Origin of the sequence: Xylella fastidiosa (assembly GCF_011801475.1) — a bacterium.
Classification (GTDB): domain Bacteria; phylum Pseudomonadota; class Gammaproteobacteria; order Xanthomonadales; family Xanthomonadaceae; genus Xylella; species Xylella fastidiosa.
Window position 1 is genome coordinate 172,501 of record NZ_CP044352.1, and the last position, 23,864, is coordinate 196,364.

Here is a 23,864-nt window from a genome sequence, read left to right on the forward strand (position 1 = left end):
GGTTAGAGCGCACCCCTGATAAGGGTGAGGTCGGTGGTTCGAGTCCTCCCAGACCCACCAATGTTATATCAATTATTCTGAATGTAGTTTGCGCATTTTTATGCTTATCAGCCTTGGAGCTGTGAAGCGTTCTTTTATAATTTGATGATGTAGCAAGCGTTTGAAATTTTTATTAAAAATTTCTCATTTGAAGCCTTAAGTGACAATGTTTATCCATTGTCTTGTAGATTTTGAGGCGACTTGGGGTTATATGGTCAAGCGAATAAGCGCACATGGTGGATGCCTTGGCGGTCAGAGGCGATGAAGGACGTGGTAGCCTGCGAAAAGTGTCGGGGAGCTGGCAACAAGCTTTGATCCGGCAATATCCGAATGGGGGAACCCACTGTTTAGGCAGTATCTTTGAGTAAATTCATAGCTCAAGGAGGCGAACCTGGTGAACTGAAATATCTAAGTAACCAGAGGAAAAGAAATCAACAGAGATTCCCTGAGTAGTGACGAGCGAACGGGGATTAGCCCTTAAGCTAGTATGGTTTTAGGAAAGCAATCTGGGAAGGTTGGCCATAGAAGGTGATAGCCCTGTATCCGAAAGGGCCGTACTAGTGAAGATGAGTAGGACGGGGCACGTGAAACCTTGTCTGAATATGGGGGGTCCATCCTCCAAGGCTAAATACTCCTGACCGACCGATAGTGAACTAGTACCGTGAGGGAAAGGCGAAAAGAACCCCGGAGAGGGGAGTGAAATAGAACCTGAAACCATGTGCGTACAAGCAGTAGGAGCCCTTATGGGTGACTGCGTACCTTTTGTATAATGGGTCAGCGACTTACTGTTCGTGGCGAGCTTAACCGTATAGGGGAGGCGAAGGGAAACCGAGTCTGATAAGGGCGCATAGTCGCGGGCAGTAGACCCGAAACCGGGTGATCTAGTCATGTCCAGGGTGAAGGTGCCGTAACAGGTACTGGAGGCCCGAACCCACTCCCGTTGCAAAGGTAGGGGATGAGGCGTGATTAGGAGTGAAAAGCTAATCGAACCCGGAGATAGCTGGTTCTCCTCGAAAGCTATTTAGGTAGCGCCTCATATGTATCCTCTCGGGGGTAGAGCACTGTTATGGCTAGGGGGTCATCGCGACTTGCCAAACCATTGCAAACTCCGAATACCGAGAAGGACTGTATGGGAGACACACGGCGGGTGCTAACGTCCGTCGTGAAAAGGGAAACAACCCAGACCCACAGCTAAGGTCCCAAATTCATAGCTAAGTGGAAAACGATGTGGAAAGGCATAGACAGCCAGGAGGTTGGCTTAGAAGCAGCCATCCTTTAAAGAAAGCGTAATAGCTCACTGGTCGAGTCGGTCTGCGCGGAAGATTTAACGGGGCTAAGCTATGAACCGAAGCTTGGGGTGCATATTTTTATATGCGCGGTAGAGGAGCGTTCCGTAAGCCTGTGAAGGTGAGTTGAGAAGCTTGCTGGAGGTATCGGAAGTGCGAATGCTGACATGAGTAACGATAATATGGGTGAAAAACCCATACGCCGAAAGCCTAAGGTTTCCTTGCGCAACGTTAATCGGCGCAGGGTTAGTCGGCCCCTAAGGCGAGGGCGAAAGCCGTAGTCGATGGGAAGCAGGTTAATATTCCTGCACCTCGCGTGAGTGCGATGGAGGGACGGAGAAGGCTAGGTGTACCGGGCGTTGGTTGTCCCGGGGAAAGGAGGTAGGCTGGGTCCTTAGGAAAATCCGGGGGTCCTTTTAAAGCCGAGCACCGAGACGAGTCTTTTTTAGATGAAGTCACTGATGCCACGCTTCCAGGAAAAGCTTCTAAGCTTCAGCTCACGAAGACCGTACCGTAAACCGACACAGGTAGGTAGGATGAGAATTCTCAGGCGCTTGAGAGAACTCGGGTGAAGGAACTAGGCAACATGGCACCGTAACTTCGGGAGAAGGTGCACCCTTTTTGGTGGCGCGTGCGCGTTATAGCTGAAGAGGGTCGCAGAAACCAGGCCGCTGCGACTGTTTATCAAAAACACAGCACTCTGCAAACACGAAAGTGGACGTATAGGGTGTGACGCCTGCCCGGTGCTGGAAGGTTAATTGATGGGGTTAGCTGTAAAAGGCGAAGCTCTTGATCGAAGCCCCAGTAAACGGCGGCCGTAACTATAACGGTCCTAAGGTAGCGAAATTCCTTGTCGGGTAAGTTCCGACCTGCACGAATGGCGTAACGACAGCGGCGCTGTCTCCACCCGAGACTCAGTGAAATTGAAATCGCTGTGAAGATGCAGCGTTCCCGTGGCAAGACGGAAAGACCCCGTGAACCTTTACTATAGCTTTACACTGAACGTTGAGTTCGTCTGTGTAGGATAGGTGGGAGGCTATGAAACCACGACGCTAGTTGTGTTGGAGCCATCCTTGAAATACCACCCTGTCGTGCTTGACGTTCTAACCTAGTTCCGTTATCCGGATCAGGGACAGTGTATGGTGGGTAGTTTGACTGGGGCGGTCTCCTCCCAAAGAGTAACGGAGGAGCACGAAGGTACGCTCAGCGCGGTCGGACATCGCGCACTGTGTGCAAAGGCATAAGCGTGCTTGACTGCGAGATCGACGGATCAAGCAGGTACGAAAGTAGGTCTTAGTGATCCGGTGGTTCTGTATGGAAGGGCCATCGCTCAACGGATAAAAGGTACTCCGGGGATAACAGGCTGATACCGCCCAAGAGTTCATATCGACGGCGGTGTTTGGCACCTCGATGTCGGCTCATCACATCCTGGGGCTGTAGTCGGTCCCAAGGGTATGGCTGTTCGCCATTTAAAGTGGTACGCGAGCTGGGTTCAGAACGTCGTGAGACAGTTCGGTCCCTATCTGCCATGGGCGTTGGAGATTTGAGAGGGGCTGCTCCTAGTACGAGAGGACCGGAGTGGACGAACCTCTGGTGTTCCGGTTGTCACGCCAGTGGCATTGCCGGGTAGCTATGTTCGGAAGCGATAACCGCTGAAAGCATCTAAGCGGGAAGCGCGCCTCAAGATGAGATCTCCCGGGATGTAAATCCCCTAAAGGAACCATGTAGACTACGTGGTGGATAGGTCAGGTGTGTAAGTGCAGCAATGCATTGAGCTAACTGATACTAATGATCCGTGTGGCTTGACCATATAACCTTAAGTTGCTTTTCTGGTATTTCAGTGTTTTATTTTGATAAGCATGAATGCTTCGCTACGTCATCATTTCATATGCGAGAAGGTGAATCTTCCAATTGGTTGATTGCACTCTCCAACCGTCTCCCTGGTGATATTAGCGCTGTGGAACCACCCGATCCCATCCCGAACTCGGAAGTGAAACGCAGCTGCGCCGATGGTAGTGTGGGTCTCCCATGCGAGAGTAGGTCGTTGCCAGGGTCTTTTCCCCTCAAACCCTCATCCTTAGTTGGATGAGGGTTTGTTTCTTTGTGCTGTTTATATCAACACTTGAGGCACACTTGGCTGATCTTCAGCTCTCTTTCTCATGCCTGAACTCCCAGAAGTCGAAACCACATTGCGTGGACTGTTGCCCTATTTGACCAATCAACTGATCTATTCTCTTACCCTGCGTAGGCGTACCTTGCGCTGGGATATCCCTTCCCATATCGAAAGTCGTCTCCCAGGCCATCGCATCACTACTGTGTGTCGTCGGGCCAAATACTTGCTGATCGATACTAATGCAGGGGGAAGTCTCATCATCCACCTTGGCATGTCCGGTACTCTGCGCTTACTGGCGCCAGAAACGCCTCTACGCCCACACGATCATGTGGACATTATGTTGAATAACCGTCGTGTGCTACGGTTCAATGACCCTCGCCGCTTCGGATGCTTGCTCTGGCAAGAAGATGGACAAATCCACCCTCTCCTACAGCGCCTCGGCTGCGAACCACTCTCAGATAGTTTTAATGGTGATTATCTTTATCAGTGCAGCCGTGCTCGCAATGTGTCCGTGAAAACGTTTCTCATGGACCAACGCATTGTGGTCGGTGTCGGTAATATCTATGCTGCTGAAAGTTTGTTCCGTGCCGGTATCAGCCCTCTATGCGAGGCTGACAAAATATCCCTCCAACGCTATCGGCGCTTGGCTGAAGTGGTCAAGGATATCCTCCTATATGCCATCAACCGTGGAGGAACTACCTTGCGGGATTTCCTCAGTCCCGATGGACGCCCCGGCTACTTCAAGCAGGAATTGTTTGTCTACGGTCGTCAGCAACAGCCTTGTAAGCAGTGTGGAAGCCTCCTGCGTCAAACCACTATCAGACAGCGAACTACTGTCTGGTGCGGCCACTGCCAAGGTTGAAGCATCTGCGTTCCATAGGTGCATCCATGCCTGCTTCCACCAGGTAGCGATGATCATTGTTGGGTGTCGTAGGTGATCATCCTTATCCACTACCGAGCCCGATGACAGAGGTGCTAGCTTCTCAAGTACACCGTGCTTATCTCAATCCTTGCTCTCCGTATGACGCGTGCCTGACGGGTGATAATGAACTGCTTTGGTGACGTAGCATGAGCTCAATCATCAGTTTGCTCCCAAAAAACGCCAGTACTAAAAACATCATCGCTGTTAATGTCCAGTGCACCGCCTTGATGCCTCGCCAGCCATACTGCCAGCGTCCAATTAACAACCCTCCAAATATCACCCAGGACAGAACACTTAGCACACTCTTATGCAACAACTTCTGTTCCAGAAAGTCTCTCACAAACAAAAAACCAGTGAATACAGTGAAGGTCAACAGGATGAAACCAAACGTGATCGTGCGGAAAAGCAGCTTCTCTAACTCAGTCAGCGGCGGCAGAGCACCATGCCAGTGGTGAACATTGCGTCGCCGCAACGCACGTTCCCGAAACCACAACATCATCGCCAATAGTGCTGCTATGCCTAACGTCGCATAGCCTAGTAACGCTAGACAAGCATGCAGCTCTACACGCCAACCCAGTTCCGGGCTGGGTGAGTGACCGTAACCGTGATAAACAGCAAGCAATAACCCCGCCACAGGGAACACCACCACACCCACCGTCCCCACATGCGTACTAAATAAAATTGTCAAGCCAGACATCACAAAAAACGTCATAGAAAGAACAGAGAAAAAATGCATGTCCACAGCACCAGCATTGCCTAATACCACCAAAAAATGATAACCCCCGTGAGCTAATAGACCCACCAGCCCCGGAATACGCCACTCACCTCTGCGCGAAATATCATTAAATAACAACTCACAAAACAGCATCCATACCGCTAAAAAATATGTAAAAAAAACAATAATAACCAATAACAACAATTATCACCTCACATAATGTAAATATTCTAATGGAAATATATAAAGCAAAAATTAAAAAGTTTGCATCTCATTGTCAGAATGAAGATATGCTTCCTGTGATGTTATCCTTTAATTTTATAGCATTCAATTTTCTGTAATGACACAGCTAATTTCTTTAGGGGAATAATTGTTTGATGAACTTTAAATCCATTGGGAATTTATATAAATTATGAATGGTTTATCATTTTTCCTGAGTCGATATTTTAGTATAAAAAATCAGCATTTAGATGTTTATGACTCTAAAGAATTTTATTTTATAAACTGTTTAAAACATCAATAGAGGAAGATGAGTGATTTGTGTCACATCATATCCTGAGCGCAACATAACTGGGCCGCAGTACATTTTGACTATAGATGATGTTGAATCGGGCAATCTCCCCTGATCGTAATGTTTTCTGAAATTTTCGATGTCCTCTTTGCTCATTCGTTTGCTCACGCTATTTATTGTCACTACACTGAATTTATTTTTGTGTTTGCCAGCTAAAGCTGCTACTCACAAGAGTAGCGAACTTCAAACCATGCAAACTCATAGTAAATCTAAGAACCCAATGTCTGTGTTACTTGGTAAGGCAGAACAGTTAAACCTGCTATATGACAAGTACTGGGATGATTCAATGAGACTCAATCCTCTACAGGCTACATTGCAAGGAGATGCTTATCATGGAGATAGAATGCCCAATTTCCTGTCGGCTGAGTTCCGGAAGCAGCATCACGATTTCATCGAGAAATGGTTGAAGAAGGTTGAGATGGTCGGGGCGGATGGACTAGATGGACAGGCATTTATCAGCTACCAGATCTTCGTGCGTGATGCACGTAACTCGTTGCATGCCGAGCGTTATCCGAACTGGATGTTGCCAATTAATCAGTTTTACAACATCGCTAATGTGGCAGTAGTTCTTGGCTCTGGTAATGGTGCGCAACCATTCAATACCGTGCAGGATTATGACAACTGGGCACATCGCTCACTAGGCATTCCTGCGTTGTTCAATCAAGCCATTGTGAATATGCGTCTAGGTATGAAATCTGGTGTAGTTCAGCCGAAAGTGTTAATGGAAAAGGTTATTCCGCAGTTGGATTCTATTATCAAGCCAACTGCGGAAGAAACGTTGTTCTGGGTGCCCATCCGTAATATGTCTGTCACCTTTTCAAAGGAGAACCGGCAACGTATTACTGCTGAATATAAAAGTATTATTGAGTATCGGTTGCTACCTGCTTACAGAGCACTACGTAATTTTATTGCCACTGAATATCTTCCAGTGTGTCGTGATAGTGTTGGCTTGAGTGCATTACCTGGTGGTGCGTCTTGGTATGCATATACAGTGCGTCAAAGCACTACGACCAACATGACCCCAGAACAGATTCATCAGCTTGGCTTGAAAGAAGTAGAGCGATTACAGGCTGAAATTCAGTCAGTGATGCGTCAGCTCAATTTCAATGGTTCTATGCAGAAGTTCTTCAGTTTCATGCAGAATAATGAGTATTTTACCTTTGGTAGTGAGAAAGAGATGCTTGCTTATTACCGTGATCTCAGAACACGTGTGGAGGCACGGGTGCCAGCTTTATTTTCGCTCGTGCCAAAAGCTGGTTTTGAAATTCTTCCGGTAGAATCATTCCGTGCACCTTCAGCAGCAGCTGGTTCGTATATGCCCCCGTCTAGTAATAGACGCCATAACGGTGTGTTCTACGCTAATACTAATGATTTGTCTTCCCGTCGTACTTGGAATGCAGAAAAGCTTTTTCTGCATCAAGGAATTCCTGGATATCATTTTCAGTTAGGATTGCAACAGGAATTGCGTAATCTCCCTAAGTTCCGTCGATTAGGTGGTGAGACTGCATTCATTGAAGGATGGGGTTTATATGCTGAATCTCTTGGTAAGGAACTCGGACTTTACCAAGATGCATACAACTATTTCGGTTACTTGCAAGATGCGCTATCAAGGGCAATTCGTTTAGTAGTCGACACCGGTTTACATACTAAAGGCTGGACTCGTGCACAAGTAGTTGACTATATTGTAGAGAATTCGGCAACCAGTCCTATAGAGGCTGAAGCCGAAGTTGATCGTTATATCGCTATCCCAGGTCAAGCATTAGCCTATAAGGTTGGCGAATTAAAAATCCACCAATTGCGCCAGTATGCACAACTGACATTAGGCCCAATGTTCGATCTACGGGAGTTCCATGCGGAAATACTGAAAGATGGTTCAGTACCGCTGGACATTCTGCAACAAAAAATCGAACGTTGGATTGCTGTAAAACGTGTCAATATGCGATCAATATCACATCAAAAGTCACGGGATCAGCGCCGTAAATCGTAGTCTTACATTACATTGATTGTTATGGAGCTTCGTTATCACTCTATGAAATCAGCCAGGATTGATTTGATAAGCGTATTTACTCATATCTATGCGCTAGTATTTCTGAACTACTGATTTCCTAAATATTCAATTTTTTCATTATTGAATTATTTATGATTTTTCGCATTATGTGGAATATCCTCCGTCTCATTATAGAATTTGTCTAACTTGTATTCGAGGGTATTAGGTATTTCATGTGATGAACTAAAAATTGAATTCAAATGAATTTCAATTTTCAATGGGGGTACGAGTGGAATTGCCTGATATTTTTATGAGAAGGTTATTTAAATCAAGGTGAGTCACGATACTAATCATTGGAAAAGTGAGTATGTGATGAAATTATTTTGGATAAGATATGATTAAACCATTCCACCATTGATGCCGATGACTTGACCGTTGATATAACCTGCTTTCTCTGAGCATAGGAATCCGATCAGAGCAGCCACTTCCTCGGGACGACCGGGACGACCGGTTGGTACCAATTGCTTGATCATTTCCGGAGTAAACGTTTTCCCTACCATCTCACTTTCAATCACACCTGGTGCTACGACGTTAACGGTGATGCCACGATTAGCCATCTCACGGGCCAATGAGCGTGCCGCACCGTGTAACCCTGCTTTGGCTGCTGCGTAGTTACTCTGTCCGCGGTTTCCTAAAACTGCCGTAACAGATGATATGCATACAATACGTCCCCAACGGGTGCGTGCCATCGGCAGCAGCAACGGTTGAGTTACGTTGAAAAAGCCGTGCAGAGAGACATCAATGACACGATGCCATTGTGTAGATGACATGCCAGCCATCGGTGCGTCGTCGTGGATGCCTGCATTATTAATTATGATCTGGATTGGGCCAGCCTGTAACAAGTTTTCCAGTGCCGTTTTGCTGGCTTGTGCGGCGGTGACGTCGAAAACAATTACCTCAGCGCTCCCCCCTTCGGCACATAAGCATTCCACTAGGGTATCAGCACGAGACCGATGGTGGTTTGCATGGACGATGACATGCGCACCATCTGCAATTAATTGACGGCAAATGGCAGTACCCAAATTACCACTTCCGCCAGTCACTAGTGCACGGAATCTTGGAGAGTCATCAGTAATCATAGATACATGTTCCAAGATCAGTGGGTAGACTGTGATTGAAGCAAATGTTAACCATCGTAAACTGAACTGCATGGAGGCAAGTAGACGATCTACGATTAGCAGGCGTACTTAAACGTAGATGTGTGATTCTCTGCGAAGATTAGGTATTCAGAACAAACCTTTTGTGTTTCTTGTTACGTTTACTTGGATGCACAGTCTTGTTGATGACTCACTAATCAACTGTTAATAAATTTCCATGCTGTTCTTCAGGATGAGCAATATCATAGAGATGAGGAACTATTTTCAAATTCTGTTGTTGTATGCATCGCTTGTGTGACTGAAGTTGGTGGTTCACTCTATATGGGATGGTCAGGTCCCGAATGTGGATATTGAAGGTAGGTGTTGACAAATACTTAATACTATCTGTCGAGATGCAAGGTATGGATTAGCTTCAGACCGCCGTGTATTTCGGAGAGTTTTGCGTTTGGGGAGGGCGTCTGCCTGCACATAAGGCTATAATCGTAAACCTTTTTATTATTTCTTGACGCCCAACTGGGTGCGTTTCCCATGTCTGAAGTTGTTGCTGAAACAGCGCGCCGCCGTACCTTTGCCATTATTTCCCACCCTGATGCTGGGAAAACCACACTCACCGAGAAGTTATTGTTGTTTGGTGGTGCAATTCAGATGGCTGGCTCGGTTAAAAGCCGAAAGGCTGTCCGACACGCTACCTCTGACTGGATGACGTTGGAAAAGGAGCGTGGTATCTCGGTTACGTCTTCAGTGATGCAGTTTCCGTATGAGGGAAAGATTATTAATCTGCTCGACACTCCAGGCCATGCTGACTTTGGTGAGGACACTTACCGTGTATTGACCGCAGTGGATTCAGCTTTGATGGTGATTGATGTTGCTAAGGGTGTGGAGGAGCGGACTATTAAGTTGATGGAGGTATGTCGGTTGCGTGATACCCCCATTATGACTTTTATCAATAAGCTTGACCGCGAAGGTAAGAACCCAATCGAGCTGCTGGATGAGGTTGAACGCGTGCTCGGTATCCAGTGTGCGCCGGTGACTTGGCCTATTGGTATGGGGAAACGCTTGAGGGGTGTGGTTAATTTACTGACGAATGAGGTTCATCTGTACGAGCCTGGCCGTAATTTCACTCGTCAGGACTCGATCATTTTTACGTCGCTGGAAGCTCCCGGTTTAGCGGAACGTATTGGTGAGCAAATGCTGGCTGATTTGCATGAAGAGTTGGAGCTTATTCAGGGTGCTAGTGCATGTTTTGATCCAACAGAGTATCTTGGGGGCCGCCAAACTCCAGTTTTCTTTGGATCTGGTGTGAATAACTTTGGTGTGCAGCCACTGCTGGATTTTTTCGTCGAACATGCACCTTCACCGCAACAGCGTGATACTACCAGTCGCGTCGTACTACCGACCGAAGAAAAATTGACCGGATTTGTATTCAAAATCCAAGCCAATATGGATCCGCAACACCGTGACCGCGTGGCGTTTATGCGGGTATGTTCCGGACGTTTCACCGCAGGCATGAAGGCTTTTCACGTGCGTAGTAGTAAAGATCTCAAGCTTGCTAATGCATTGACCTTCATGGCTTCGGATCGCGAGAGCGTTGCAGAAGCTTTCCCTGGTGACGTGATTGGAATTCACAACCACGGTAGGGTTTCAATTGGTGATACTTTCACCGAAGGGGAGGTGCTGTCGTTTACTGGCATTCCGAGTTTTTCTCCTGAACTGTTTCGCCGTGCTTGTTTGGGTGATCCGCTGAAGCTCAAACAACTTCAAAAAGGGCTGACACAACTTTCAGAGGAAGGAGCCACACAGTTCTTTCGCCCCCTGATGAGCAACGATCTGATTTTGGGTGCGGTAGGGATGTTGCAGTTCGATGTGGTTGCCTATCGACTTAAAAACGAGTATGGGGTGGATGCCACTTTTGAACCAGTCAGCATTACCACCGCGCGTTGGGTGTACTGCGATAACTCAAAGACGTTGGAAGAATTTCGCGAAAAGAACGTAACGAATTTGGCTGTGGACGCTTCAGGAGAGTTAGTTTACTTGGCGCCGACTCGAGTCAACTTGCAGTTAGCACAGGAGCGTGCGCCAGAGATACACTTCTTCGCTACGCGCGAGCACGCCTACGCTGTAGGCGTCGATTGATTGTGATTTGAGTCATAAAATAAACTCAATGATACCAATATAAGAAAATCCGAATTATTCGCGGTTATTGTAGCCTATCCTCATGAATGCGAATGCTCATTCCTCTATTGATTCACGCGACGAGTTAGCCAGCGCCATCATCCATGGTTTGGGTGCATTGGCTACGTTGGCTGCTGGATCGGTACTCATTACCCTCGTTTCTATCTACGGTGATAGGTGGCAGTTACTTACCTCAATTGTGTTCAGTACCACTTTATTCTTGTTGTATGTGGCATCTACCCTGTATCACGCAATTCCACATCCTGGCGCTAAAGCCAGGTTGCGAGTTTTCGACCACTGCGCAATCTACTTGTTGATTGCTGGTACCTACACCCCGTTCACTTTGATTACTTTGCGTGGTCCGTGGGGTTGGGGCTTGTTCGCTACAATTTGGACACTGGCATTGAGTGGAGTGGTCTTCAAGCTCTTCTTTACGGAACGTTTCCGCCTACTTTCGACCATTGTTTATGTGGTCATGGGTTGGTTGGTGGTTATTGCCCTCGGACCATTGCAGCGCTTGCTTGATGGTTGGACGCTGCGTTGGTTGCTTGCCGGCGGGGTGCTATACACACTTGGCACCTACTTTTATCATCGCGATGAGGTGCGTTACTTTCATGCGATCTGGCATGTATTTGTGCTTGCTGGGAGCGTCTGCCACTTCATTGCAGTCACTGCTCAGGTCCTATGACAGCGCATGATGGTGTTCTTACCTAGCATCCATGGATTATGTGATTGGACCTAAAGTAATTTGAACAAAGAACCTGACAAGCGACTCGCTGTTGAGTCATCGACTGTTCTACTTTGTTCAGAATTATAAATTCAGGTCCCAACGGATATCTGTAAAACTAGATAGATCTTTGGTCGCCGATTCCATGACACACACCATTTTAAGATGGGTAATAGGCTGTTTTTCTATTGTTGTTCACAATCAACAATTGAGGCGGTGTTCTGAGGAATCTTTCCATCAATGATTTGTTGTGGGTGGCATTCTGCAATGCCTGCAGCAGTATCGATAAAGTACAGAGGGCGTCTTTTAGATTCGTCGTAAAGCCGACCAAGATATTCGCCGATGAGGCCTAGTGCGATCAATTGTACCCCTCCTAAAAGTAAGATGACCGTCATCATTGTTGGCCAGCCAGGTACTCGATCGCCGAGAATAAGTGCTTTGAGTACGATCCAGACACCGTAGCCAAAAGCAAACACGGCGGTTATCAGACCTAGGTAGGTGGTGACCCGTAAGGGAGCAGTGGAGAAACTGGTGATACCTTCCAGTGCAAAGTTCCATAATCGCCAGAAGGTGAACTTGCTGCGTCCAGACAGACGCGGTTCACGCCGGTAGGGCAGTGCGATTTGACGGAAGCCAACCCAGCCGAATAATCCCTTCATGAAACGGTGGCGTTCTCGTATTTGACGCAACGCTTGTAATGCGCGCGGCGAAAGCAGGCGGAAATCACCTGTGTCAGTGGGAATCGGAGTAGGCGATAAGCGTCCGATCATCCGGTAGAACGATGCTGCTAAGAAACGCTTTATCAGTCCTTCACCTTGGCGTTCCAGGCGAGTACCGTAGACGTTATCGTAACCAGCACGCCAACGTGCGACGAACTGAGGAATGAGTTCCGGAGGATCCTGACCATCTGCATCCAGAAGCAAAACCGCACCAAATGGCGTGTTGTCCAGGCCTGCAGTGATAGCAATTTCCTTGCCGAAGTTACGTGAAAGCTTGATTCCACCGACACGTGTATCATTGACGACCAATGCTTCAATGATGTCCCACGTTCGATCGTTGCTACCATCGTCAACATACAGCAGCCGCCCATCAAGTTCTGGAAGAGTATTCAATGCAGCGACGATGCGTAGATGCAGGAGAGGTAGCGTTTGCGCCTCATTGTATGCGGGAACTACAACAGTGAGGCATTCTCGATTCATATCGTTGTATGGTACGGGTGCAATACGGCCGTCAGCTACTGCTGGTGAGGAGGAAATGCTCCGTCCTGGTTTTTCTTCCAATCTGATTAACGTAACAGCGTTAAGTGTGTCTAAATCTAACATATTGCTTAACGGCATTTTGCATACACTGTTTTTTGTATAGATTGTGCGATCAACATCCGTTACCCGTGAGTCAGTGTCTGCTGTAATAGACTGACTAACCAGTGAAACATCCTTCAATCAGTGACGCTCAATAATATGGATAGCGATTCAGGTGGATGTGACTTTCAATCCAAACAACTGCTCCGTATTCGCGCGAGTCACTTTGGATATTTCAGTACGATCTTGTTTGCGCAGCGTTGCGATGTAGTCCAAGATCGTCAGCAGACGCCCTGGTTCGTTGCGTTTCCCACGGATTTCGCTGTCTGGTTGGTAAGGCGCATCTGTTTCCAGTAACAAACAGTCCAATGGTGTCTCCATCGCCAATCGGTGCAAACGGTGAGCACGTGGGTAGGTCATCGCCCCTCCCAAGCTGATCATGAAGCCTAGTTTCCACAGTTGCCTTGCCTGCTCCAGGCTACCTGAGAAGCTATGTACGACGCCACGCAGTGTTCCTACCGTCTTGATTGATGCGATGACTTCCTCGACCGCATGTCGAGCATGCACAATCACTGGCAATGTGTACTCTCGCGCAAGCATCAGTTGACTGATGAAGTAAGTATGCTGCATCTCCCTGTTCAGTCCTTCCAAGTAGAAGTCCAGGCCGCATTCGCCAATTGCGCAGGGGCGTTCGCGTTCTAGCCAGTCTCGCAATGCATGTAGGTGCGTTGGGTGATGTTCTGTTAGAAACATCGGGTGCAGTCCGTAAGCTGGATAGAGTCCTGATGTTTGCGTACAAATGGTGCGTAGCTTTGGCCATTTAGCTGCAGTGACTGCGGGTATTACTTGCGCAATGATTCCGGCAGCTCGGGCGCGGGCGATTATCTCGGCACGGTCGCCATCAAATGTGTCGGCATCAAGATGGCAGTGGCTGTCAATTAATACAACATTCATCAGTAATGCCTTGGCAAGGGCAGGTGCATGCTGTTTCTACTCTGCTGACGCCAAGATGACGAGAGCGAAATAATCGCTTCGTTGTTCAGTGACTCTAAATCAGTCAGTGCAAGATTCAATCGTTACGATAAATAATGCGGAGTTAATCTGCATGATGGCATGCCAAATGCAGACCACCATGAAATAGTGAATAGATGCTGTCATCGCTATGATGGATGTATCGCAATACAGGATGACCAGGAGCTGAATTTAACGTCGGGGGCGAAGGGATTCATTGCTATTCGTTCAGGTTTGTCGTGCTGGAATACCATTGTGAACCAAGTGTCTAGGTGCCCTAGGAATATTTTATGAACAATCAGATGAGGATAGTTTTAATAGCTTTGGGAGCATTGTTATTAGGTGGAGTAGCAACAGCTGCTTTCATGAATAACCGTGGCCATGACGCCGGTTATATGGCGAATCGACATTCAGACAGCCATACGGCATTTGAGTATGCGGACATCATACGTGTTGATACGATTACCGAGAAAAAGACGCTGTATGCTCAAGTCGTGTCAGTCGATCCGATTCGCGACACGGCCAGGATGATGGCACCGCGTGAGATATGCCGTGATGTGCTAGTGCAGCATCATCTCCCTGAGCGTGATGGCAACGTTGGTGGTACAGCAATCGGTGCATTGATTGGCGGTTTGGTTGGCAATCAATTTGGTCATGGTAACGGTCGTAAGGCATTAACTGCTGCGGGTGCGGTTGCTGGTGGTTTCATAGGAAATGAGGTGGATCGCGAGCATGTTGGCGGGCGTGTGGTAGAGCGTATTGAACGGCGCTGTCATTCTGAAAACTCTATGGTCCAATCAAGTCATGTCAGTGGCTATACTGTGATCTATCGTAAGGATGACGGTACTACTGGGACACTACACATGGCCAATAGGCCGGGAGATCATGTTGAGCTTGGCCAGACAGATAATGTGGTGGGTTACGACGTGACTTATCTTTACAATGGTCAAGAGAAAACAGTGCGTCTGAATGAGAAACCACTTGGAAATCAGTTGCCCCTCGTGGATGGACATTTGGTTAACCACACAACAGCCACGGCAGACCATTCCGTTAACATTCAGTAACCTAGACTTTTGGTCGTCTTGAGTGTGGTATTTGGATTAGGTGCACTACCACCTAAATCGCGGCGTACCAATATGGCTGCTCACCAACGAGTTGTATCGTAAAATCTCTTGCTATACGTAATACAACTCCACTGTAACCGCCGTAGGTTTACCTTTGACCCGCTTACCCGTGCGAAAGATCACGAAATCAAAGGTATGTCCGTTTGGGTGGAAATTGAAAATGTTTCAGTTGTAGAGCCGTGGCAGACGTCCTATTGTTCCCAGGCAGCTCTCTCAAAGACGAAGACGCTGGCAGATCAAGCCATAGATAATGAATACCCAGTACCGCTGCGACTCAGTCAATGAGGGGTAGATTGCATCGTTCATTAGTCATCAATAAGCGGGTATGGTTGACATCAGAATTAGAATTCGCACTAGAGCATATTGGCCATGTAATGGAGGCTCAAGAAGTGTCATGAGCATGAGCCAACATTGTTAAGAGCGTCTCAGACTCAGTTGAGTGTCAGCACTTTGGAATACTACGTTTGCAGGCTTTACTAGTGCTAACCAACGTAAGTGCCATATCAAAGTGGCACATATCCCTGGATAGGATTCCTTGGGCAGAGTTTCTCTGTTCGTAAGGATTTTTATTTTTTAGTGCGTCACTTTAACGAAGGCACGTTAAGGACAGTTTTTGTTTGAATGCTCATCGGCATTCTGGAAGCTCCAGGTGATGCATCGCAGGAATAGTACTGATACTGTGATCTGGAGATAAAAGGAAAAAAGCCCCCTTCCCGATGGGAGTCGATCAGGAAGAGGGACAGATAAACTAAGATCGACAATGGATCAGATGAGCGGTGCTGGTGTCATCGGCAACGCAACCAGAGCAGATTTCTTCTTGCGCGCCACTGGTTTCTTTTTAGCAACCGCCTTTGTGGATTTCTTGGCGATCACCTTTGAGGGTTTTTTAGCGATAGTTTTCTTTATCGCTTTTTTGGTCACCTTCTTCAACACCGGTTTTGGGGTATTTTTTACAGCCTTCTTCGCGGTGACTGTTTTCACAACTTTTTTGGCATTTTTTACTGCTGCTTTCTTGACGGCTGCAGCTTTCTTCACTGTTGCCGCCTTCTTCACGGCCACTGCTTTCTTCACGACAGCTGTCTTCTTTACGATTGCTTTCTTCAATGCAGGCTTCTTAGCACTCTTTATTGCCTTTTTTGCAGCGATCTTCTTTATCGCTGGCTTCTTGGTGTTCTTCACAGCCTTTTCGGCCTTTTTCGTGGTGGTTTTCTTAGCAGCAACTTTTTTCGTGGCCATGTGATTGGCTCCTCGTCAGTGAACTATGAGTTTGAATGCCCAGTTGAACCAAGCCCGCAGCAGATGAGTGCCAGCGGGAACCGACCGCATCTGGACACAACGCGGAACGATATAGAAATATCCTTATCGAATACCGATATGGCTGCTTCAGCGACATCGACATATCGTGGACTGAAGCCAACGAATGACACCACTATTGGAACCATGTTGGTACACATTCGATCCTCTGTTTTTGGCTTGATGTTGATTCGACCTACTCTCTTCTTCATCAATCTCTACTGGGCGAAACCTAATCACGCTGTTTTTTAGTGTCAACACTCACGCGAAAAAATATTCATCGAAAGCGTGTGCTGGGATAGCATAATCCTCTTTGCAATCCTTCATTGTGGGTATCTGAGACTCTGTGTCACAGCTTCATGAGACGATGTCATTAGAAAGAAAAAGGCTTTTTTAAAGCATTTTTTCTGCATGGTTTGGATCTTGCAGCTATGGCTGAGGCCAGAGCTGCGTGTGTGAATCACGCCATCAGTAGATGGTTATTGAGCAGTTGAAAATTAGATCCATAATTCTGCCCTGATGAGTGGATGTAGGGTGAAATTGCGCAAAAAATTTCCACGTTGGAGACCCTCAGCAGCGTACTGGAGTTCTCTTTGTATGCTTAAGTGATGTACGCTGCATGATGCACACGGAGCATGGATTATGCAGCGGTGTGATTGGTTTACATCGCTGCGTATGCGGTGATATGCAGCGATGCATATGGTGGTCAGTAAGGACTCTGGAAAGGTCGCGTTGCAGAAATCGGCAACTTCTCCTGTGGGTGCTCATTGAAGTGAGCTTCAATGAGCAGTTGACTTCATCTGATTGGCGACTATGGTCCGATGCAAGCTTTGACTGTTGTATCGCAAGTGATATCCACTTCTCACAGCTAAGCCAATATTCCCAGGTTAATTCTGTACTGCATTAATGTCACTTGGCTTGCTTTACTATCGGAATCGCCATCTTTCGAGTTCTTTTCAAGACTCTCTTATAGTGGGAAGCCGCTTCAATCAGCGGGTTAGATAGAAATCGTCCCATCTCACCCTGGATTACTTTTCGGATATCTACCTCTTGTTGTTTTGCAAGTGTCATTGGGCGCCACCTTTTCTGCTGTTTTACTCTGTGTATTTGTATTTTCTTACCTGTGGATCGTGTCACTTTTTCTCAGGTTCTTTTGGGCCTACCTATGATTCGGATCTGCTTAGTTTTTGTTTAATGCTTCTCTGTTGAGGATTACGATGGATTGTGATCGTCTCTCCATAGATCAGTGTGTGGGTGGCTATTGGGTGGGGGATGGATGAAAGATTCAGTGTTCGTCACTTTCCAGCACTTCGGTGTAATCATCGGGAGAAAGTAGATTACTGATCTCCTCGGGGGCCTGCATCTCAATGACCATAATCCAGCCTTCACCGTAGGGGTCTTCATTGATCGTCTCAGGTTTGTCGCTTAACGTAGTATTGACTTCAATCACTTTGCCGGTGACTGGACTGTAGATATCTGAGGCTGCCTTGACCGACTCAATGACTGCAGCGGTGGCGCCAGCGTCCAGGTGATCGCCAATATTGGGTAATTCGACATACACCAGATCACCGAGCAGATTTTGTGCATGGTCGGAAACGCCAACGATGGCACGATTGTTGTCTTCGATCCGGACCCATTCGTGGGATTTGAGGAACTTGAGGTCGCCAGGGATATCACTCATGGAAGAAGTACATCGGGAAGGGGGAGATAGTTTAACCAACCCGATATTGGATAAGACTGTTTCAAGAGACTATCTGCCGTGTAAGCACTGGGTGTATCTGTGTACAGTCATGCGTTAAGTGGGTCGTTGGTTAGCAAGTGCCGATGAGCCTATTTTCCTGGATGGCTTATAGGTGTTGCTGTGAGATGTTGCGATGCGGCATCGCTACCACAGACACTCATTGAATGTGGTAAGCATTCCAACGTTGCAATATCGCTATGGGGACGGCGTTGCCCATAAGTCCAGTCTTGCCCTCTTCTTGGTGATGCGTTTAATTAGGTAAGTAGTCGGTTGCGCCTTGTTCCTGTCCATCAAGCCAGTGAATGCTGCGTTGATAAGCGTACCCAGCATCGACACAGGTCAAAAAAGATAGGGTTGTCTATATCAATATACAGAGGCTGCTGGTGCACCAGCAGCACGAGTGGCAATGAGCGGCCCACAGTGGTGATGGTGAAAATGAGGAAAATCGATTGTTGTAGATCGATTTTCGTTCAATCAAAAATGTTTGGTTGCGTCTGGCCTTCACGTACAAAGGGGAATTTGACAACCCGCACCGGGATTTCACGGTCACGTATGTTGACTCGGACCTCACTTGGTTTTCCGGCTGGCACGCGCGCGAATCCGATAGCCTTGTTCAAGGTTGGTGAAAACGTACCGGAAAGGATGTGGCCCTCACCTTGTGCGGTCAATACTTTCTGACCATGGCGAAGCACTCCCTTCTCATCCATGAGTAGGCCTATCATCTGTCGTGATACGCCGTTAGTCTTTTGCTGTTCCAGCACGTTGCGACCGATGAAGTTGCGACCTTCATCAAGCATGACAGTCCAGCCCAGTGCTGCTTCGTAGGGTGAAACCTGCTCGTCCATATCCTGGCCGTAGAGATTCATCCCTGCCTCTAGACGTAACGTATCGCGTGCGCCTAGTCCGATTGGTTTCACGCCTGTCTTCAACAGCGCATTCCATAACGTTATCGTTTCTTCTTGTGGAAGTAAGATCTCAAAGCCGTCCTCACCGGTATATCCAGTACGTGAAATAAAGAGGGGTTTTTTCGAGTGCGATGCGACTTCTAGTGCGGCGAAACGTCCGAGCTTTTCCACTGCGTCGCGGTGAGTCTCGGCCAATAGGTTGGTGACCTGCGCGCGCGCGGCAGGCCCCTGTACGGCGAGCATTGCCAAGTCTGCACGCTCTTCAACACGTACGTTGAACGCAGATGCTTGTGTATTGATCCATGCTAAATCCTTTTCTCGTGTAGCGGCGTTGACGATAAAACGAAAGTAATCTTCACGTAGGTAATAGACGATCAAATCGTCGATTACACCGCCTTGCGGATTCAACATGCAGCTATACAGTGCTTTTCCTGGTACTTTGAGCTTATCTACCGAATTAGCTAATAGTCGACGCAAGAGGGGGCGTACCTGTGTCCCGTGCAAATCAATGACAGTCATATGACTGACGTCGAATATGCCGGCGTTACGCCTGACGTGATGATGCTCATCAATCTGTGAGCCGTAGTGAATGGGCATTTCCCAGCCGCTGAAGTCGACCATCTTGGCACCGAGTGCTTGATGGGTGTCATTGAGAATGGTCTTTTTGATCATGGAGTACAGGCTCTCATTTTTCTTGCAACACTCTGGATAGTGGGGAGTGTACGGCTGTGCGGTATTTAGGTCTGAGTTGCCATGCTAGGGGCGCCAGTCACACCAAATGGCAATGGATGCCATGGTGTGACTTCATACGTATTTTGTGTCTTTAAGTGGGGTGTACCTTGAGTGTTGTGCCATCTAAAGCAACGATCCGGATTTGAGTGCCGATGGGTAAATCAGGACCAGTGATATCCCAAAATGTGTCGTCTATTTTGATTCGAGCGTTGCCGTCAACGATAGCGTGATCAAGGATGATGATACGACCGACTAGCTGATCAGCACGGCGATTTAGCAGCGGATGGTCACTGTCATGATCGATATGGCGGAACCAAGTCCGGTAGAGATAGATTGAAACGAAGCTAAGAACAACAAAAGCGAACATTTGCAGTAGCAGTGAAATATCCGGGAGCAGCAGCACGCCGACGAACACAGCTGCTGCTGCAATCCCCATCCATAGCATGAACGCTCCAGGTATCAGTGTTTCGGCAGCGAGCAATAGCAGTGCGGCAGCTGCCCATCCCATAGCATCCCAGCGCATCACTCAGCCTCGGTGTGGTCGTTGAGACGGTGTCGCACTATGATCCGATTTACCTAATGCTTCTCTGGTCAAGTCGGCAATGCCGGCGATTGAGCCGATGATACCTGAGGTTTCCATTGGCATTAGGATGAATTTCTGGTTGGGAGCAGCGGCCAGTTCTTTGAACGCTTCAACGTATTTTTGTGCAACAAAGTAGTTGACTGCTTGTACGTTACCCTGCGAGATGGCTTCTGAAAGTATCCGGGTTGCTTTGGCTTCTGCTTCTGCTAAGCGCTCACGCGCTTCTGCATCACGGAACGCGGCTTCCTTGCGGCCTTCGGCTTCCATTACGGCGGCTTGCTTCTCACCATCGGCACGCAGGATTGCGGATTGGCGTACTCCCTCCGCTTCTAGGATGGTTGCACGCCTGGTTTGTTCAGCCATTTTTTGTTGTTGCATCGACTCGGCTAGATTATGCGGTGGCTGAATGTCTTTGATATCGATACGAGTGACCTTCACTCCCCACGGGCTCGTTGCGTGCTCGACGACGCTCAATAGTTTGGCGTTGATTGTTTCGCGTTGACTTAATGATTCGTCGAAGTCTATCGAGCCAACGACGGTGCGGATGTTGGTCTGTACCAGTGCGATCATTGCAATTTCTAGGTTGGCAACCTCGTAGGCAGCTTTGGCTGCGTCGAGCACCTGGAAAAATACCACCCCGTCTACGCGTACTCCCGCGTTATCTTTGGTGATGACTTCTTGACTCGGTACAGCCAGTACCTGTTCCATCATGCTGACTTTGCGTCCGACGCTGTAGATAAGAGGAATCAAGAAATGCAGGCCCGGTTTCATGGTGTGTGTGTAACGACCGAATTTCTCTACGGTCCACTCATAACCTTGCGGCACCATGATGACGGATTTGAATAACAGGATGACGCCGGCGACCAGCACAATGAACGCCAATACATTACTTTGTAACATCGAAATTCCTTTTTTATCAAACAATAAGAACCAAGAAGTATGCATGAATGTGGTCACTCCAGACAGGATAAATAGTCTCTGAATGTCTTTGAAGATGCCGGAGCGATTGGTAGGCTTATATCGTTTTTTAGTGGCTTAAGATGTCGAAATGCGTCAACACCTTCGAGGCTTTGCAGCGCTGCTAAGCGAAACGAATATTCGCTAGGTTGGCTGCTACCGATTGCAATTGCCAGACACTAAAGCCATTGCAACGTTTGATCTGGCAGCGACCCAATAGAATGCAGTGCGATGTGTGGTGGCGTATCAGTGCCAGTGTTTTACAGAAGCGTCGTTCTTATGGTGCTGATGGATCGGTTTCTTGCCGGTTAACAGTGTTCCACAGGGTCTGCTGTTCTGAGAGTGACATTTGTGCCAGCGTAGCGCCTGCAGCCTGCGCGGTTTTTTCCATGGCGCGGAACTGTTTTTCAAATTGAATGTTGGTATGACGTAGCGCGTTGCCTGGATCTACCTTGGCGTGGTGGGCAAGCTGGATGCAGATGAACAGCAGATTGCCGAATATCTCCTCAATCTGTGCTTTGTTGTGTGTCACGGTGTCCATTAGAAACGTTTGGCGGATCTGTTCCAGTGTCTTCTGCATCTCGACGATGGCAGGGATTGGGGCTGCTTGCTTGAAACCAGCGCGCGTGGCGCGCTCCTGCAACTTGAGGGCGCGTAGCCATTCTGGTAGCCCGCTTGAAATCCCGAACAGTGCAGAATGATCTTGCTCGTTAACAGCTTCGCGTTCTTGGCGCTTGATGGCCTCCCAGTGAGTACTGACTGTCTCTGCACCGTCTACGGTGATGTCACCGAACACGTGGGGATGCCTGCGTACCATTTTGTCGGTAATGGCGGTAATTACGTCGGTAAATTCGAATGCACCCTGTTCGGCGGCCATATGCGAATGGAAAATGATTTGTAGCAGCAGGTCTCCAAGTTCGTCTTTCAGGGCGTTTAGGTCGTTGCGGTCGATCGCGTCGACAACTTCATAAGCCTCTTCAATCGTGTAAGGCGCAATCGTGGTAAAGTCTTGCTCTAAATTCCAAGGGCATCCCCTGATCGGGTCGCGCAGGCGCGCCATGATGGATAGCAACGTTTCAATGTGGGGTGATGCGTCGGGAAGATCGGACATACGGAAAGCGCCAGAATGGGGAATAAGATGGAGTCAGGGCAACCAATCGCGCCAAGGCAGCGTGGCGTCGCCCAGTGCGATAAAACCGCCGTTAAGCAGTGTCTCGCGTTTGTTGTAGCGGAACGGTTTTCCAGTCTCAATGTTCAGTAGCGTACCGCCCGCAGCAAGCAGTAAGCACTGGCCTGCGGCAGTATCCCACTCATAGGTAGCGCCTAGACGCGGGTACACGTCGAGTGTGCCTTCAGCAAGGCGACAGAACTTCAGCGCCGATCCCTGCGAAACTAGAGTTATTTCTTTCATCTGTGCCAGTAACGCCGAGGTGTGCACATCAATGTGCGACCGGCTTGCTGCGACCTGTAACGCGGTGCCAGCAGGTGCCCGCACGTGCAATGTGGTATCACGGTGACCATCACGGCGGAATGCCTGCCCGCCATGCATTGCATGCCAGATGGTCCCTTCCACCGGCGCCAGGATCATTCCATATACGGGGATACCTTCATGGATCAGTGCGATGTTTATGCAAAACTCGCCATTGCGTTTCACAAATTCGCGGGTGCCGTCGAGTGGATCGACCAACCAGTAGCTCTTCCAGTGACGGCGTTCCTCCCAAGTGATTCCTGTCGACTCTTCCGACAACACGGGCAGACTGGGGGTCAGTTGCTTGAGTCCATGCACGATGATCTGATGTGAGATTAAATCGGCCTGCGTCAGTGGACTCATGTCTGCTTTGATCTGGACCTTGAAATGATCCTGATAGATCTTCATGATCGCTCTGCCGGAATCTGTAGCAATGGCGATGACCGATTCGTGAAGATCGCTGGGAATAGTGATCACTGCTGATGTTCCAGCCATTCACGGACAATGAACAATGCTGCCAGGGAGCGCCCTTCGGAGAAATCCTCACGCAGCATCAAATCGTGCAACTTTGAAAGCTTCCAAGGAATGACCTCAATCTCTTCTGGTTCGTCGCCGACTAGACGTTCTGGGTACAGGTCAGATGCTATCACTAACCAGGACTGGTGATTCATATACCCTGGGACAAGGGTGATGGCACGTAGTACACGTAGATCCCGCGCACCGTAACCTGCCTCCTCCTTCAATTCACGATCAGCGGCCTGCTCCGGTGTTTCGTTGGCATCAATACGTCCCTTGACAAGACCCAGCTCATAACGGTGAATGCCAGCAGCATATTCACGTACTAGCAGGACAGTCTGCGGATCCAGTAGTGGCACCACCACTACTGCTCCGTATCCTCGTGCAACGTGGCGTTGGTACAGGCGGCGTTCGCCGTTGGAAAACTCCAGGTCGAGCTGCTGCCGCCGAAATTGGCTATCACCGATTTCCTCAATGCGATGGATCATCGGCAGAGGGCGGTTCATGCCAGACACACACCGGCAGGAGTGGCATATACAATGAGTTG

General features: G+C 48.3%; 17 protein-coding genes, 1 tRNA gene and 2 rRNA genes (1 of these 20 running past the window's edge). 8 read left to right on the top strand and 12 right to left on the bottom strand.

From position 1 onward, the window contains the following. The 4 genes from F7G16_RS00695 to mutM form a co-directional block, all read left to right on the top strand. A tRNA-Ile gene (locus tag F7G16_RS00695) sits at positions 1-60 on the top strand; it begins 17 nt to the left of the window's first position. A 192-nt stretch (positions 61-252) separates the two neighbouring features. After that, a 23S ribosomal RNA gene (locus tag F7G16_RS00700) occupies positions 253-3,135 on the top strand. 129 nt (positions 3,136-3,264) lie between these two features. Beyond that, a 5S ribosomal RNA gene (gene rrf / locus F7G16_RS00705) occupies positions 3,265-3,378 on the top strand. Between the two features lie 106 nt (positions 3,379-3,484). Then, on the top strand, positions 3,485-4,300 hold the full coding sequence (gene mutM / locus F7G16_RS00710) for a bifunctional DNA-formamidopyrimidine glycosylase/DNA-(apurinic or apyrimidinic site) lyase (RefSeq protein ID WP_004085054.1): 816 nt from the start codon (positions 3,485-3,487) through the stop codon (positions 4,298-4,300). 136 nt (positions 4,301-4,436) lie between these two features. Here mutM and F7G16_RS00715 read toward each other — a convergent pair whose 3' ends face one another. After that, positions 4,437-5,276: a cytochrome C assembly family protein gene (locus F7G16_RS00715; RefSeq protein ID WP_042466545.1), complete on the bottom strand. Its 840-nt coding sequence runs from the start codon at positions 5,274-5,276 to the stop codon at positions 4,437-4,439. A gap of 449 nt (positions 5,277-5,725) precedes the next feature. Between F7G16_RS00715 and F7G16_RS00720 the strand changes: the two genes are divergently transcribed. After that, positions 5,726-7,633, top strand: coding sequence for a DUF885 domain-containing protein (locus tag F7G16_RS00720; RefSeq protein ID WP_004087191.1), 1,908 nt, complete (start codon positions 5,726-5,728; stop codon positions 7,631-7,633). Positions 7,634-8,031: 398 nt separating this feature from the next. Here F7G16_RS00720 and fabG read toward each other — a convergent pair whose 3' ends face one another. Further along, on the bottom strand, positions 8,032-8,772 hold the full coding sequence (gene fabG / locus F7G16_RS00725) for a 3-oxoacyl-ACP reductase FabG (RefSeq protein WP_012382419.1): 741 nt from the start codon (positions 8,770-8,772) through the stop codon (positions 8,032-8,034). 546 nt (positions 8,773-9,318) lie between these two features. Here fabG and F7G16_RS00730 point away from each other — a divergent pair. Together F7G16_RS00730 and trhA are read left to right on the top strand one after the other, a co-directional pair. Continuing rightward, on the top strand, positions 9,319-10,923 hold the full coding sequence (locus F7G16_RS00730) for a peptide chain release factor 3 (protein WP_038232751.1): 1,605 nt from the start codon (positions 9,319-9,321) through the stop codon (positions 10,921-10,923). Between the two features lie 82 nt (positions 10,924-11,005). After that, on the top strand, positions 11,006-11,650 hold the full coding sequence (gene trhA, locus F7G16_RS00735) for a PAQR family membrane homeostasis protein TrhA (protein ID WP_004087186.1): 645 nt from the start codon (positions 11,006-11,008) through the stop codon (positions 11,648-11,650). A gap of 224 nt (positions 11,651-11,874) precedes the next feature. Here trhA and F7G16_RS00740 read toward each other — a convergent pair whose 3' ends face one another. Both F7G16_RS00740 and F7G16_RS00745 read right to left on the bottom strand, forming a co-directional pair. After that, positions 11,875-12,888 carry a glycosyltransferase family 2 protein gene (locus F7G16_RS00740; RefSeq protein ID WP_011097517.1) on the bottom strand — a complete coding sequence of 338 codons (1,014 nt, stop codon included), beginning with the start codon at positions 12,886-12,888 and terminating at the stop codon, positions 11,875-11,877. Between the two features lie 270 nt (positions 12,889-13,158). Beyond that, positions 13,159-13,941: a TatD family hydrolase gene (locus F7G16_RS00745; RefSeq protein WP_004087182.1), complete on the bottom strand. Its 783-nt coding sequence runs from the start codon at positions 13,939-13,941 to the stop codon at positions 13,159-13,161. Between the two features lie 347 nt (positions 13,942-14,288). Here F7G16_RS00745 and F7G16_RS00750 point away from each other — a divergent pair, with 347 nt between their 5' ends. Further along, positions 14,289-15,062, top strand: a complete 774-nt coding sequence (locus F7G16_RS00750; RefSeq protein WP_004087181.1) for a glycine zipper 2TM domain-containing protein — start codon at positions 14,289-14,291, stop codon at positions 15,060-15,062. Between the two features lie 825 nt (positions 15,063-15,887). Here the strand turns inward: F7G16_RS00750 and F7G16_RS00755 are convergent. From F7G16_RS00755 to nudE, 8 genes are all read right to left on the bottom strand, one after another. After that, positions 15,888-16,358 (bottom strand): hypothetical protein, encoded by a 471-nt coding sequence (locus tag F7G16_RS00755; protein WP_014607576.1) that lies wholly within the window; start codon positions 16,356-16,358, stop codon positions 15,888-15,890. 1,342 nt (positions 16,359-17,700) lie between these two features. Then, complete coding sequence (gcvH, locus tag F7G16_RS00760) at positions 17,701-18,096, bottom strand: glycine cleavage system protein GcvH (protein WP_004087179.1); 396 nt, start codon at positions 18,094-18,096, stop codon at positions 17,701-17,703. Positions 18,097-18,626: 530 nt separating this feature from the next. Next, positions 18,627-19,733: a glycine cleavage system aminomethyltransferase GcvT gene (gcvT, locus tag F7G16_RS00765; RefSeq protein ID WP_004087174.1), complete on the bottom strand. Its 1,107-nt coding sequence runs from the start codon at positions 19,731-19,733 to the stop codon at positions 18,627-18,629. 151 nt (positions 19,734-19,884) lie between these two features. Continuing rightward, on the bottom strand, positions 19,885-20,316 hold the full coding sequence (locus F7G16_RS00770) for an NfeD family protein (RefSeq protein ID WP_004087173.1): 432 nt from the start codon (positions 20,314-20,316) through the stop codon (positions 19,885-19,887). Positions 20,317-20,319: 3 nt separating this feature from the next. After that, positions 20,320-21,276: an SPFH domain-containing protein gene (locus tag F7G16_RS00775; protein WP_004087172.1), complete on the bottom strand. Its 957-nt coding sequence runs from the start codon at positions 21,274-21,276 to the stop codon at positions 20,320-20,322. Between the two features lie 334 nt (positions 21,277-21,610). Beyond that, positions 21,611-22,444, bottom strand: a complete 834-nt coding sequence (gene mazG / locus F7G16_RS00780; RefSeq protein WP_004087170.1) for a nucleoside triphosphate pyrophosphohydrolase — start codon at positions 22,442-22,444, stop codon at positions 21,611-21,613. Positions 22,445-22,477: 33 nt separating this feature from the next. Next, the gene (gene cysQ / locus F7G16_RS00785; protein ID WP_011097521.1) at positions 22,478-23,278 is read right to left on the bottom strand and encodes a 3'(2'),5'-bisphosphate nucleotidase CysQ; all 801 of its coding nucleotides are present in this window, start codon (positions 23,276-23,278) and stop codon (positions 22,478-22,480) included. After that, entirely contained in the window at positions 23,275-23,823 is a 549-nt protein-coding gene (gene nudE, locus F7G16_RS00790) for an ADP compounds hydrolase NudE (protein ID WP_012382420.1), read from the bottom strand. The genes cysQ and nudE overlap by 4 nt, the downstream gene beginning before the upstream one ends. Positions 23,824-23,864 lie beyond the last annotated feature (41 nt).

Excerpts from the sequence above, each read along its gene's own strand:
- F7G16_RS00740 (WP_011097517.1), bottom strand. The coding sequence starts at position 12,888 with ATGAATCGAGAATGCCTCACTGTTGTAGTTCCCGCATACAATGAGGCG.
- fabG (WP_012382419.1), bottom strand. The coding sequence starts at position 8,772 with ATGATTACTGATGACTCTCCAAGATTCCGTGCACTAGTGACTGGCGGA.
- mazG (WP_004087170.1), bottom strand. The coding sequence starts at position 22,444 with ATGTCCGATCTTCCCGACGCATCACCCCACATTGAAACGTTGCTATCC.
- nudE (WP_012382420.1), bottom strand. The coding sequence starts at position 23,823 with ATGAACCGCCCTCTGCCGATGATCCATCGCATTGAGGAAATCGGTGAT.
- F7G16_RS00755 (WP_014607576.1), bottom strand. The coding sequence starts at position 16,358 with ATGGCCACGAAAAAAGTTGCTGCTAAGAAAACCACCACGAAAAAGGCC.
- mutM (WP_004085054.1), top strand. The coding sequence starts at position 3,485 with ATGCCTGAACTCCCAGAAGTCGAAACCACATTGCGTGGACTGTTGCCC.
- F7G16_RS00745 (WP_004087182.1), bottom strand. The coding sequence starts at position 13,941 with ATGAATGTTGTATTAATTGACAGCCACTGCCATCTTGATGCCGACACA.
- gcvT (WP_004087174.1), bottom strand. The coding sequence starts at position 19,733 with ATGATCAAAAAGACCATTCTCAATGACACCCATCAAGCACTCGGTGCC.
- trhA (WP_004087186.1), top strand. The coding sequence starts at position 11,006 with ATGAATGCGAATGCTCATTCCTCTATTGATTCACGCGACGAGTTAGCC.
- F7G16_RS00730 (WP_038232751.1), top strand. The coding sequence starts at position 9,319 with ATGTCTGAAGTTGTTGCTGAAACAGCGCGCCGCCGTACCTTTGCCATT.
- F7G16_RS00775 (WP_004087172.1), bottom strand. The coding sequence starts at position 21,276 with ATGTTACAAAGTAATGTATTGGCGTTCATTGTGCTGGTCGCCGGCGTC.
- F7G16_RS00750 (WP_004087181.1), top strand. The coding sequence starts at position 14,289 with ATGAACAATCAGATGAGGATAGTTTTAATAGCTTTGGGAGCATTGTTA.
- gcvH (WP_004087179.1), bottom strand. The coding sequence starts at position 18,096 with ATGAGTGATATCCCTGGCGACCTCAAGTTCCTCAAATCCCACGAATGG.
- F7G16_RS00720 (WP_004087191.1), top strand. The coding sequence starts at position 5,726 with ATGTCCTCTTTGCTCATTCGTTTGCTCACGCTATTTATTGTCACTACA.
- F7G16_RS00770 (WP_004087173.1), bottom strand. The coding sequence starts at position 20,316 with ATGCGCTGGGATGCTATGGGATGGGCAGCTGCCGCACTGCTATTGCTC.